This window comes from Flammeovirga sp. MY04 (assembly GCF_001682195.2).
GTDB classification, from domain to species: domain Bacteria; phylum Bacteroidota; class Bacteroidia; order Cytophagales; family Flammeovirgaceae; genus Flammeovirga; species Flammeovirga yaeyamensis.
In genome coordinates this window covers 4,992,091-5,005,926 of record NZ_CP003560.2, presented here as the reverse complement: position 1 = coordinate 5,005,926, position 13,836 = coordinate 4,992,091, and the positions used below count along the sequence as shown (strand labels likewise).

The following is a 13,836-nucleotide window of genomic DNA, read 5'->3' as shown; positions in this document are numbered from 1 at the left end:
TTTTTATTATTACTATTGATCTCCAGCTAGTTTTAAAGTCAAAGATGGATATGAATTAGTTCGTAGAGCAACAATACCATGCTTAGTCTCTCCTGCATGGATAGTCTTATTCATGATATCATACATTTCCAATTCACTTTTAAACTTAGCATTGGCATTACCAGCTGTAATCATATTACCACCTGCGATACCTGGACCGATGATCAATCCAATAGGAAATGAACTTGATTCAGTTCTTCCATTAGAATCTGTAGTAGTACGATCAAAAGTGGTAAAACTTAATAGAAGGTACAACAAATAGGATTCTACAGATTGTTTCAATCCAACGAACGCATCTTGAGTGCTTATAGGATCCAAGTAAGCACCACTTGTTGATACCAAAAGTACATCTTTACCAAAAACCACGTCATGATCAGAGTTATTAGTAAATTCAACTGCTACTAAGTGAATTCCTCTTTTCGATTCTTTTTTCTTGTACTTATTATTTCTAAGTACATTATACTCATACCTTAGTTTGAAGTCATCCAGCTTATATGTGGAATTATAACTTAGACTTTGAGGGGCAATCGGATGATAAGAAGAAGCACATCCGAAGAGTAAAAAATTAGTCACAATTAGTAAGCTTAGCTTTTTAATAAGAGTTTGCATGATAAAAAAATTAGTTTGTTAAGTACCACAAATCTATTTCATAAAAAGTGATAAACAAACTTTATTTTGTATGATTTAATAAAATGAGATAAAAAAAGAGTGAGAAGTCAAAAAACTTCATCACTCTCTACTCTTAACTATCTAATCGTTACTTACTCTTTATGATTGATAATTACCCCACATTCGCCAATGTAGACTTGGGTAACTCTCCAAAATTCTCTTTGATAATGTGCCAGAACTCATCAATTAAAGCGGCATCTGTTAATGCTTCGTTCATCGGTTTTTGATCGGTAATTTTACCCAACATCTTTTTATCAGGAGCACCTAGAACATCTCCATTCTTTCCGTACCTTCCTTCAATGGCATCCACATATTTTTGTGCTGCAGCTTTTGGACTTTGAGCGATGCCAAACAATGCCATCATTCCAAAACCGATTTTCTCTAAGAAGAAACGTTCTATAGCAGGTTTGGCAGCTAACCCATTTGTACCATACGTCAAGCCAGGAGTAAACCAAATTACCTCTAATTCATCTTTATATAACTCTGCTAATTTTTGAGTGAGGATAGCACTAGAATATTTAGAAACTCCCATAGCGTTCATGTCTTTGTATTTTATATCAGACTGTCCGTAAACATAATCAGATAGTTGTTTAGGCGATGAAAATGTTGGCTTTTCTATCATGCCAGGAATACCTCTTGCTCCTTCTCCTCCTGCAAAGATCACTTTGGCATTTGGTTTCAATAATCCTCTTCTCTTTAAATGATACAATGTGATATAACCTCCAATGGTATTCTGGAAAATCGTCTTTTCAAACTTTCTACCTTGATGTTCTATAAATTGGAAATCTTTGGTAAACACCACTCCTCCCGATTGTAAGAATACCACATCAAAAGGTTGGTCTGAGGGTAAATGATTCACCGCCTCTTCAATAGCTTTAGGATTGTTCATATCAAAACCGCCATAGGTTTCTAAAGCATCAAATTTTATATTTCCTAGTTCGTTTGAGATTTCAATTTTTGCGATGTCTGCTTTCTCAACAGTTCTACAAGCCATTGCTATTCGCTTATAGCCTCGTTTTGTAAGGATCTTAGTTGTTTTCTTACCCATTCCTCCATTTGCACCTGTGATGAATACCGATTGTGATTGTAATGTTTTCATAGTAGTATAAGAGTTTTGTTTTTGTTTTACTTAATGAACATTACAAAGGTGGCGGATAGTCATTGGGTTTAATTGGTGAAAAAGATCAAAGAGTTGTAAAAAAAGTCCAAATGGCGAATTTGGACTTTCTAATTTATTTTTTTTGAAATGATTCTAGTTTAATCGAGCTTCTCGATAATCATCAATAACTCGCTTAACATCATTGCTGTAGCACCCCAAACGGTATGACCATCCACTTCAAAAGAAGGGGTTTTGTAAATCTGCCCTTTAGGTGTTTTGAACTTATACTCCGTATGATTGTCTGGATCTTGTAGCTGATCTATGGTTGCCTCAACTACTTGATCTACTTCATACTCATCTATTGTATAATCAAATTTTTCGTGATAAGTCGCCACTACAGGAACCACGTGCATATTCGATGGTGGAATATATAAATCAGATAATCTCCCAATCACTTGAGATCGATCGACTTTTATTCCTACCTCTTCCTCACATTCTCTTAAGGCTGTGTATATAATATCTTCGTCAGTATCATCCATTTTTCCTCCAGGAAAAGCCATCTGACCGCTATGTACTCCATCATAAGATGGACGTTTAATTAAAGGAAACATCCATGTATCCCCCGATTCTTTCAATAAAATAAGAACAGCTGCCTTTCTAGCAGTAGTAGGTATTTTTATTGGCGTTACATCTTGACGATGTTGAGACGACATTAAATCGTGTGCGAATCTTCCAGGTAATTCAGAATCCAGTAAGTCTTTTAGTTTATTTTCCCAATCGTGAATGATTCCTTGAGTATATTTCATATATGATGTAATTGTAATGGATATAGTAAAAAGTGATAGTGCACATAAAATGCCTACTTCACACAAAGCACATATTTAATTTACGATAAAATGAGAAAAAAGTAAACGCAATATCAAATATGTTTGCACATCTACCTATTATAATAAATGATGTTGAGGGATAAATGTTTGCAATAAAACAAAATTGTTGGTAAGTTCATCAATGAAAAATAGACATTACTAACACCTTTATTGAGCATGTCGAAAGCAGAAAAACAACTTGATATTCTTTTAGAGTATTGGCAAGAAAAACTAAAAGCCAAAAGAACAAAAAATCAATTATCCTTTGATAATCATATCGGAAAAGGGGTTTTGAACAGCTTTCTTTTCAGTGATGAACATTTTGCTTTACAGTTCGATTACCTTTTGCATGCTCCTTTAGAAGGCGATGATCTCAAAGATGATGATGGATTTGTCAACTTCTTATTTGGTTTACCTCACTCCCATCAAGATAAATTTGTTGCTTTAAATACCGATAAAAATATCGAATTGGAAGGGGTGATTTTAACCAACGATTCCAAAAAGAATATCGCATGGTTTCAGCCAGCAAAAGTGCCTATTAAAGCCGTTATTGTAAAAATAGCGGATGATGAATTTGAAAGAATGATCAGTTTGTCACCTCCTTTGAAAGAGAAACTCGATGAACTAGGAAACTTTTTAATTTATGATCGACTAAACAATATGATGCTTGGTACCTTGGTTAGAGCATTTGATATTGACAAAAAGGACTTCTTCCGTCAGGAACTCATCAAAAACTGCTTAGATTACCTGATCACACTTTCTCTACAACGCTTTTCGCTTCATGCAGAAGAGAAAGAGGACATGAACCTTAACATGAAGAACCTGTTTACTGCACGTCAATTAATAATTGATCAGAACGGAGCCAATATCGACATTAATAAATTGGCGATGGAATGTGGTATGAGTGTAAGTCGTCTGCGTTTATTATTCAAGACTTTCTTTAAACAACCTATCTATAAATTTCAGCAACAAGTACGTTTGGAGGAAGCCAAACGCTTACTCAAAGAAAATAAAAAATCTATGTCTATGATCGCCATGGATCTAGGATTCTCCAATGCCAGTCATTTTTCTATGGTCTTTAAAAAATCGTATGGCATCAGCCCTAAAGACTTTAAAAACAGTCAGGACGACAACAATTAGAATCTAACAGACAGCGATTAAAATTTATCAATTTACATCAAATAATGGCCGTTTGATTAGATATAACAAAACTTTTAATCACTATGAAACTCAGATTTATAAAAAACTCTTCAATAGCACTGGCCTTAATGATGGTCGGTTTTTCCTGTCAAACTCAAGAAGATAATCACTCAAAAACAATAGAGAAATATCATCAAACAACGAATATACCTGAAGGAATTCTTACTCCGGATAAAGTAAGCACATCCATTGGAGATTTGGAATTTATTGATGGGGCACCTCTTCCAGAAACAGCAGAAAAAGTATACGAAAACTTAGATCGTATGCGTGGTGTAGATGTTTTCTTAAAATGTATGCCTGCCGTTTCAGTAAGACAATTGATGGTTGGCCCAGCGGAAATTGGGGTCGACGATTACAATAAAGTCTTATTATTTGATAAACTGATGGATTCAAAACCTTTGTATTTAACTGCGAATACTTCTACGCTGTACAGTATTCCTAGTTTGAATATGAAAAATACAGGTCCTATGGTGATTGAAGTACCAAAAGGTATGTTAGGTGCATTTAACGATGCTTGGTTTAGATACATGGAAGACATTGGTCCTTTCGGTCCAGACAAAGCACAAGGTGGTAAATATTTGGTGATTCCTCCTGACTACGAAGGAGAGATTCCAAGTGGATATTATGTGGTAAAATCGAAAACGTATAGAGTTTGGATTTTCATGAGAGCATTTATTGAAAATGGTATTGATGCTGCTGTAGCCAACATCAAAAACAACTTGAAAATCTATCCTTTATCAGAAAAGAATAATCCTAAACCAATGGAATTTATTAGTGGTACAGGGAAAGAATTCAATACCATCCACACCAACGATTTCCATTTCTATGAACACTTAAATGAAGTGATTCAAGAGGAACCGTATGAAATGTTAGATGCGGAAACACGTGGTCTAATTGCTTCTATTGGTATTGAAAAAGGAAAAGAGTTTGCTCCAGATGCTCGTATGAAAAGAATACTAACAGATGCTGTAGCGATAGGTAATGCCACTGCTAGATCTATTGTATGGTACCCAAGAAGTGAAGGTAGTGTAAGCAATATGAAAGGAATTAAGGTCTTCCCAACTAAAAAAGATAGTCATTGGATAATGGCATGGGTAGATCGTAATGTGTTCTTTAATGGTAAAGATGGGCATACTATGAACTCGGATGCTCGAGTAATGTTCCATTATCCTTACACAGCGGTTACTCCAGCAATGGCAGTACCTAGATTAGGCATTGGGTCGGATTATGCTATGGCTTATGTTGACGATAAAAAAGTCCCATTCGATGGCAGTAAAAACTATAAGCTTCATATTCCTCCTAACCCTCCTGCGAAAAACTTCTGGGCAGTAACAGTATATGATCCTCAAACAAGATCGATGTTACAAACAGATCAAGCGTATCCAACGGTAGGTTCGCAAACGGAAGGTTTGAGAAAAAATGAAGATGGTTCTTACGATATCTATTTCGGACCAAAAGCTCCAAAAGGATATGAGAGCAATTGGTTACAAACCATCCCAGGTAAGAGTATGTTTGTGATTTTAAGATTATATGGTCCATTACAAGAGTGGCACGATAGAAAGTGGGTACCAAGTAATGTTACCGAAATCAAAAACTAATAAAAACAAAAGGCTGTCCCCGAAAGAGGACAGCCTTTATTGTTTCTATCTAATTTTTATTATTTCAACTCAATGATGTAAGCTGTCTTTGCAGGAATCGTCATCTTACCATCAAAAGAGATTGTTTTACCAGTAAGAATATCTTTACCGGAAGTTTTTCCTTTTAATGCTTCTTCGAAACGAGCAGTATCGAAAGTTTGCTCATCTAAATTGTTATTGATCACTACAAAAACAAATGAGTTATCCGTATATCTTTGGTAAGCATATACCTCGTTAAAAGGTACCCAATGCTTTAATTTACCAGTGATTGCTTCAGAATTTTTTCTCCATTGAAGAATTGTTCTGATATAATCAAAGTATTCGTTTTCATCATCAGTTCTTCCTTCTTTAGTGAAAGCATCGCGCTTGTCGCCTGCCCATCCACCAGGGAAGTCTTCTCTTAAATCACCATGATCACCACCTTTAGCCATCAAGATTTCAGTACCATAGAAAATTTGAGGAATACCTCTTGTTGTTAATAAGAAAGTAGTCGCCAATTTCATATTTGGAAGATCTTTTTTGAATGAACCAAATGCTCTGTCCACATCGTGGTTATCCATAAAGATTTTATTCTGACCTGCATTGTCATATAAGAAGTCTTCTGTAAGTGTTTTATAAACTTCAGTAATACTCCAGTGATCTCTCCAAGTTTTGTTTAATGCGTCCCATACAGGGAAATCAGAAATTGATTTTAAAGTGGTATTGAAACCGTCTCTGTTCTTACCGCCAGTTTTCCAATACGATTCCCAAGTAGCACCTGGCAACCAAGTTTCGCCTACAATGTAGAAATCAGGATACTCGTTTATTACATAAGATACCCACTCTGACATCATTTCTTTTTTGTTGTAAGGATAAGTATCCATTCTAATACCATCGATACCAGCATACTCAATCCACCATAAAGAAGCTTGCATTAAATATTTTGCTAAGTAAGGATTATCCTGGTTTAAGTCAGGCATATGACCATCAAACCAACCTTCTTGCATAATTTTTCTGTCATACTCAGAAGCATTAGGATCTGAGATTGTTTCTCCTTTGTAGTTTGTTTTAGTAAACTCTTTCCATTGGTGAATCCAATCTTGAGATGGAAGATCTTTCATCCATAAGTGACCATTACCAATGTGGTTGAATACCAAGTCCATCACCACTTTCATATCTCTTTTATGTGCTTCTGATACCATGTTTTTATACTCAGCATTATCACCATGACGTGCATCTGCTTGATAAAAATCTGTGATAGCATAACCGTGGTAAGACCAACCCGGTTGATTGTTTTCTAAGAATGGAGTTAACCAAACTGTAGTGGCACCCAAATCGTTGATGTAATCTAATTTTGAAGTAACACCTGCGATATCACCACCGTGACGTCCACCTCTATCAGAACGATCTGCTTTTTGCACTAATTTGTCGCTTGAGTCGTTATCAGGGTTACCGTTTACAAAACGGTCAGGCATAATTAAATACATCACGTCCGACTGATCAAGACCCTGAGCCTTTGTTTCTTTGTTTCTTTCTTTAAGCTCGTAGTTAATTACTGTTTTCTTTTTTCCTCTAGTAAAAGTGATAGGGTAAGTACCCGCTTTTGCTTTAGAAATATCAAGATCGATAAATACATAGTTAGCATTATCCAATGATTTTACCTCATTGATTTTAATGTCTTTTGCATCAATAGTCACTTCCGTAGAAGCTAAATCCACACCATGAACCATCAACATCACTGATGGAGTTTTCATGCCTGCCCACCAAAAAGCTGGTTCGACTTGATTGATTACTGGTGCCTTACTTTTGTTGTTTGCTGAGTTAGTTGTTGTAGCATCCGAGGCAAGAACCGAGAACGATGCTAAAAAAACCGTCATAAGAGTAATGACGTAGTTTCTAAAAGATTTCATATTTTATTAGTATTATACTTTTTTCATTACAAACAAACATACTGTTATTAATCTTTATTTGAAAATCATTTAAAATTTCAACCGTTTGCAGTTGTATTTTTTTTCTTTTTTTCTGACTTTTTTCGATAAATAGTACTCGTTGAGTATCTTGGTATTTTAAACATCGATGATAATATGAACCGCCACTTTTTAATTAAACTACTCTGCATTCTGACTTTAGGAAGTACTGTAAACCTAATTGCACAAGATATCCCTGTGAATACTTGGCGATCCCACCTTAACTATACACAAACCAACTCTATAACTTTAACTGATAATGAAGCGATATGCGGTTCTCAAAATGCTTTATTTTCATTAGATAGAACTGATGGGATAATCACTACCATCACAAAAGAAGATGGATTAAGTGATGCCAATATCTTAAGTATTGGTTACTCAGACATTAGTGATCAGGTTATTGTACTATACGCCAATGGTAATATTGATTTTATTAGCGATACTGATATCGTTAATATGAGAACTGTTTTAAACAGTGACTACCCCAATAAATCATTTTTTGGTTTTAGAATGGATAAACAGTTTATGTATATCTGTGCAAGCTTTGGTGTAGTGAAGGTCAATACTACAAATTATATCATCGAAGAGACCTATGATTTTATTGGTCAAGGTGGTTCAGAAATGAATGTGTACGATATTACCTTCTCTAATGATTCCCTATATATTGCCTGTGCCGAAGGGATAAAAAGTGTGGGTGATGATGCAAACACCAACAAACAAGATTACAATAACTGGAAAAATGTAGTGGCTTCAACAGCTAATGAAATCAATACTGTTTTATTCTCTGATGATAAAGTGTATTACACTGTGGCATCACCAAAAGAGATTAATGCATATCGTCCTAACGGGATATCATCAATTGGTAATTATACAGATGAAGAAAGCTTTTTACTTGATTTTTGGGGTGATGATATCAGTTTACCTGCCACCAATAAAATCTATTTGATTGATACCAATGATCAATTATCCGAATATCAAAACGAAAAAGTCCCTACTCCTAAACAAGTAATTGATGATACCGATGGAAATGCTTGGATTGCCGATGCTACCAATGGAATGGTGAAGGTGAGTAGTAGTATTGAAACATTTGCTCCTTCAGGACCATTATTTTCTACTGCACATGACATGATCAATGCTGAGAATTTCATTTTTATGACGCCATCCGATGAATCAGGCATTAATGTGGGTTCGTTTGCTGTTTTCAATAATGGAATATGGGAAAATTATAGTTCGCTTGTAAGATCTGATGTCACTACAATTCCTAATTTACCAAGGTTTAAAGGAATGGCATTTATGCCTCAAGAACAGAAAGTGTATTTTGGTACTGAAGGAGAAGGTTTATTCGCATTCCACATTTATGAGAAAACATTTGAAATCATCAAAGACCCTTTCTTAGTAAATGGTAGAACAGAGGCGAGTATAGAAAGTTTAAGTTTCGATCAATTCGGAAATCTTTGGACGACTACTGATAGTTACCTTCACTTTAGAAATCCTGCAGGCGAATGGCAACATTTCTTAGACAGAAAAATAACGGGAGCAGCTACAGAAACTCAAAATTCCTTTCAAGGAGATGCTTGGCTTTTGGTGAGCGGTGATAGACTTTTGGTATTTAAAGATGGTAACTCTAGATATTTATCTACAGATCAAACTAACGGTGGCTTGCCAAGTAATACGGTGTTAAGCTTACAAATTGATAATGCAGGGAGCATGTGGATGGGAACAGACGACGGCACTGCAGAATATTTTGGAACCGCACCAACAGAAGCTGGAGAATTTAGTGTCTCTTTACCAAGGTACGATGGTTTCCCTCTTTTAAAGGGTGAAAGAGTACAATCAATTGCTGTCGATGGAGGAAATCGAAAGTGGTTAGGTACGGTTAGAGGACTCTGGTTATTTAGTAGCGACGGTGGCCGTTTGTTCCAACAATTTACTACTGAGAACTCTTCTTTACTCTCTAATGATATTAGGGATATTGCTATTCAACCGACAAGTGGAGAGGTCTTTATCAACACTTCGGATGGAATTGTTTCCTATCGTAGTGATGCTACACAAGGCAGCACAAAATTTGAGAACGTTAAAATCTTCCCAAGCCCTGTTCGACCGGAATACCAAGGAGTACTTACTATCTCTGGTTTAGCCGTTAATGCTGATGTTCGAATTACCGACACTGCAGGACAAATTGTATGGAATGGAGCGTCTTATGGCGGTAGCACCTCTTGGAATCTTCGATTAAATAACGGTTCTAAACCCTCAACGGGAGTCTATTTTGTGTTTAGCACAGATCAAGAAGGAGCGGAGAAATATGTTGGTAAATTTGCGATTGTGAGATAATTTAAAAATCACAATCATAAATTTCTAAAGGAGAAGTTTTCATCTCTTCAATTTCAAAAGCAGGAAACTGATCAAAACCATTGGTTATTCTAGAACAATCTTCCCAAATTCTTCCTCTAGCTACTTGAGGTATCACTTTATCCGTTTCGTTGGATAAAGTCCATTTAGAATTCAAATAAGAATTCGATGAAATGATGTAGGCTTCAAAGAAACCTCCACTATGATATTTTACCAAAGTATCACCTGTAGTGGTTTGTAATACTGTATCAAAGTTTTTACCTGGAGCTACAGGTGTATCATTGCATGAGAATAGTAATGATAATGGCAATAACAATAAGGCTATTTTTTTCATGGTCTAAATTAGTTTCTGCAAAAGAATACTTTTTTTTAATCTTTAGCTAAAAAATATAGTTTAACATTAAACATGTTAACAAAATAAATACACTGTTACCAATTATGAAAATCATTTATTTCTGCTGATCATATTGTTTTAACTTTTCTTTCTAGGTGTTACATTTGAAAAAACCATTATATCAAATCATGAAGAAAGTTAGAATGTGTTATCCTTATTTAAAGGAAACCAGTTTTAAATGCGACTACGAAGTAGAAACCGATTCACTGGCAAGTCATATTGGCTATGCTTATTCTAAAGCGACTGCCTATAAAGAAATGCAGGAAGAATTAACTTGGCTTTGTGAAATGGCCTATCACGTGAATGGTTCAATTCGTGGTAAAGTGGCCGTAACTGAAGAGGATATCTCAAAAGCTATTGATATTCACGATAAATATCAGCTACTTGTTAAGGAAGAAACAAAAATGTTTAGTCTACCTATTGGCTGTGAATTAGCTGGAATTTTAAATTTATGTCGATCAAAAAGTAAAAATTCCACTCGCTGGGCTTATAAAATAGCAAAGTTCGAGGATGTTAAAGTCGATAAATTAGTCACCGATTTATTAAACACTATGGCCGACATTTTCTTTGTGATGTCTGTTTGGGCAAACAAAATGGAAAACATAGAAACCATTGAGTTTGTTTCTAAAAGCTATGATGTTCGTTTCTTTGATTAACACATCTATCTCATAAATTACACTTTAGTTTAATTATTGGAGAGTCATAGAAAAATAATACATATAGATATGGATGCTTTTTTTGCTTCCATTGAACAAAGAGATTTCCCACATTTACGAGGTAAGCCTGTAGCTGTTGGTGGTAGCCGCGAAAGAGGTGTTGTTGCTGCTGCAAGTTATGAAGCTCGTAAATTTGGGGTTCGATCGGCTATGCCCTCAGCTTTGGCTTATAGAAAATGCCCTCAGATTATTTTTACAAAGTCGAGATTTAATGTTTATAGAGATGTCTCTTACCAAATTCGTAAAATCTTCTTTGAATATACTGATCTTGTAGAACCTTTATCACTTGATGAGGCGTATTTGGATGTCACAGAAAATAAAAAAGGAATTCGATCAGCAATACAAATTGCGAAAGAGATTCGTGAAAAAATTAATAATACATTAAACCTAACGGCTAGTGCGGGTGTTTCTTATAATAAATTTTTAGCCAAAACAGCATCAGACCTTGATAAACCCGATGGACTGTCAGTCATCTTGCCCGAACAAGCTGAGGAATTTTTAGAACAACTTTCTATAGAGAAATTCTATGGTATTGGATCTGTTACGGCAGAAAAAATGAAAAAGCTAGGTATCTACAAAGGCAAAGATCTTAAAGAATGGCCATTATCCCATTTGAATGATAATTTCGGAAAAACGGGAAAATTCTATTATTACATCGTAAGAGGAATAGACAACAGGAAAGTAAAACCTCACCGAGAAAGAAAATCTATTGGTGCAGAACGTACTTTTTCTAAGGACATTGCCAACGTAGAGAAGATGAAAGAACACCTCATTAGAATAGGTGATATTCTTTGGGAAAGAATAATCAAAGGAAATAAACGAGGAAAAACGCTAACTGTAAAAATTAAACTTCACAATTTTGAGAGTCATACAAAAAGTAAAACTTTTGAACAGCTTGTTACGCAAAAGAGTAAATTAGTATCAGAAGCTTTACTTCTTTTAGATGAATTAGAACCGCAAACTTTTAATGTCAGACTTTTGGGTATAAGTATAAGTAATCTTCAAGATTTCGATAGTAATGATGATAATGATTCGAGTGATGATTTTCAACAACTAGAATTATTTTAGAACTACACTAGAAAGTAACTTACAATTAAAAATGCCAAAAAGTATCCGAATAAAACCCCTACTAAAAGGCCTAATCCAAATGAACTGTTTGCGTTGATAAATTTTTTAATTTGATGAACCATGAGCGATGAAAAATATCGTGAAAATGAATTTATATTTACAATTGTTTACATAAAAGTAAGTATAATATTTATGATTCAAAAATTTACATTCATTAATATTGAATAAAAATTCATTTTCACCCAAAAAGTACAATATTTAAACTGATTATCAGATAAATACAAAACATTTAAAACAAAATTCCTTTAATTTATTTTAATCGGAAAAATATTACAAGTGTACTATATCGGACAAAAAAAGGAGATAAATTCATCTTATATTCTATATTTTTTATTCAACTTAATTATTGTTTTACTACTTTTTGTTGTAATTTCTATATCAAGATATCCTTTTACCAAAAGTGACCAATTATGAAAATAAAACTATTACTTCTTACTCTTCTGTTTTCATCAATTTCTATGATACATGCACAAAACCTTGCAGGTCCATGGAAAGGGACACTTAATTTACCTAATGGCAAGCTGGATATCATCTTTAAGATTTCTACTAAGAACAATGAGTTGAAGGGAATTATGGATATTCCAGCTCAAGGTGTAAAAGGTCTTCCGATACATGAAATCAAATATCATCATCCTATCATTCAAATCAATTTACCTAATCTAGGAATAGAATATGTAGGTAGTGTTATGGACGATGATAATATTGAGGGACATTTTAAACAAGGCGGGCAAAAGTTTAGTATGAATCTGGTCAAAAACCTTTCAGAAGAAACTCCTTTGGCTAAACCTCAAGAACCTAAACCTCCTTTTAAGTATGTGGTCAAGGATATTGAATTTTACAATCAAGAAGACGGTATAATGCTTTCGGGTACTTTTACTCGTCCTACAGATCTAAAAAGATACCCTACTGTTATCTTAATTGCTGGAAGTGGCCCTTCTGATAGAGATCAAACTATTTTAGGACATAAGCCTTTTTTACTATTAGCGGATGTACTCACTAAAAAAGGCTTTGCTGTTTTAAGGTTTGATGAAAGAGGAGTGGGTCAATCACAAGGTGATTTTTCTAAAGCCACTACTTATGACTTCAAAAAAGATGTAGAAGCGGCCATCTCATTTCTTAAAAAACGAACTGAAGTTGATCCAAGTAAAATTGGGTTAATTGGACATAGTGAGGGAGGCATAATCGCTCAAATGATTGCATCAGAAAGTAGCGACATAGCTTATACTGTACTCATGGCCTCTCCTACTATATTAGGTAGAGATCTTCTGTTACATCAAAAAAGACAAATTGAAATTCTGAGTGGTGTTCCTGATAAAGCAGTAGCGGCCAATCAAGAGATTTTTGAGAATGCTTACAATATTATTATCAATAACGAACAACCTTTGGATACTCGATTGAGAGAATACTTTAAGCATCAATACCAAAATAACATCAGTAATCAGCAATTAAATTCCATTGTGCAAGGCATGACCAATAAATGGTTTATAGAATTTGTAAAGCTAGATCCTAAAAAATACCTTGAGAAAATAAAAACACCTTTATATGCCCTTAACGGTAGTAACGATGTGCAAGTAATTGCTGATGAAAACCTACAAGTGGTGAATGATGTATTGACTAATAATGAGAATCCTAATTTTAAAACTGAAAAGTTAGAGGGATTGAATCACCTGTTCCAAGAAAGTACTTCTGGGTTACCTGCTGAATATGGTCTTTTAGATCAGACGTTATCGCCTGTTTTTTTAGAGAAGGTGAGTAGTTGGTTGGTGGAGGTGGTTAAGGTGAAGGAATAAAAG

11 protein-coding genes are annotated in these 13,836 nt (G+C 34.8%); 6 read left to right on the top strand and 5 right to left on the bottom strand.

Translation table 11 applies throughout. The annotated features are described in order from the left end of the window. Positions 1–12 precede the first annotated feature (12 nt). From MY04_RS20120 to MY04_RS20110, 3 genes are all read right to left on the bottom strand, one after another. Positions 13–648: a hypothetical protein gene (locus MY04_RS20120; protein ID WP_066212784.1), complete on the bottom strand. Its 636-nt coding sequence runs from the start codon at positions 646–648 to the stop codon at positions 13–15. Between the two features lie 172 nt (positions 649–820). Then, complete coding sequence (locus MY04_RS20115) at positions 821–1,807, bottom strand: SDR family NAD(P)-dependent oxidoreductase (RefSeq protein WP_066212781.1); 987 nt, start codon at positions 1,805–1,807, stop codon at positions 821–823. Positions 1,808–1,965: 158 nt separating this feature from the next. Next, the gene (locus MY04_RS20110; protein WP_084005990.1) at positions 1,966–2,613 is read right to left on the bottom strand and encodes an NUDIX hydrolase; all 648 of its coding nucleotides are present in this window, start codon (positions 2,611–2,613) and stop codon (positions 1,966–1,968) included. A 237-nt stretch (positions 2,614–2,850) separates the two neighbouring features. On the opposite strand from MY04_RS20110, the gene MY04_RS20105 reads away from it, so the two are divergent. Further along, positions 2,851–3,813, top strand: a complete 963-nt coding sequence (locus MY04_RS20105; protein ID WP_066212779.1) for a helix-turn-helix domain-containing protein — start codon at positions 2,851–2,853, stop codon at positions 3,811–3,813. Positions 3,814–3,896: 83 nt separating this feature from the next. Continuing rightward, a complete protein-coding gene (locus tag MY04_RS20100; protein WP_066212775.1) occupies positions 3,897–5,471 on the top strand; it encodes a DUF1254 domain-containing protein in 1,575 nt (524 codons plus the stop codon). 59 nt (positions 5,472–5,530) lie between these two features. On the opposite strand, the gene MY04_RS20095 is transcribed toward MY04_RS20100, so the two are convergent. Beyond that, positions 5,531–7,399: a glycoside hydrolase family 13 protein gene (locus MY04_RS20095; protein ID WP_084005989.1), complete on the bottom strand. Its 1,869-nt coding sequence runs from the start codon at positions 7,397–7,399 to the stop codon at positions 5,531–5,533. A gap of 174 nt (positions 7,400–7,573) precedes the next feature. Between MY04_RS20095 and porZ the strand changes: the two genes are divergently transcribed. Further along, the gene (gene porZ / locus MY04_RS20090; RefSeq protein ID WP_066212773.1) at positions 7,574–9,787 is read left to right on the top strand and encodes a type IX secretion system anionic LPS delivery protein PorZ; all 2,214 of its coding nucleotides are present in this window, start codon (positions 7,574–7,576) and stop codon (positions 9,785–9,787) included. A 1-nt stretch (position 9,788) separates the two neighbouring features. Here the strand turns inward: porZ and MY04_RS20085 are convergent, their stop codons facing one another. Beyond that, positions 9,789–10,139, bottom strand: coding sequence for a hypothetical protein (locus tag MY04_RS20085; protein WP_066212770.1), 351 nt, complete (start codon positions 10,137–10,139; stop codon positions 9,789–9,791). A 188-nt stretch (positions 10,140–10,327) separates the two neighbouring features. Between MY04_RS20085 and MY04_RS20080 the strand changes: the two genes are divergently transcribed. From MY04_RS20080 to MY04_RS20070, 3 genes are all read left to right on the top strand, one after another. After that, positions 10,328–10,855: a hypothetical protein gene (locus MY04_RS20080; RefSeq protein ID WP_066212761.1), complete on the top strand. Its 528-nt coding sequence runs from the start codon at positions 10,328–10,330 to the stop codon at positions 10,853–10,855. Between the two features lie 36 nt (positions 10,856–10,891). Further along, complete coding sequence (gene dinB / locus MY04_RS20075) at positions 10,892–11,983, top strand: DNA polymerase IV (protein ID WP_084005988.1); 1,092 nt, start codon at positions 10,892–10,894, stop codon at positions 11,981–11,983. A gap of 470 nt (positions 11,984–12,453) precedes the next feature. Beyond that, a complete protein-coding gene (locus tag MY04_RS20070) occupies positions 12,454–13,833 on the top strand; it encodes an alpha/beta hydrolase family protein (RefSeq protein WP_066212756.1) in 1,380 nt (459 codons plus the stop codon). Positions 13,834–13,836: the final 3 nt, after the last annotated feature.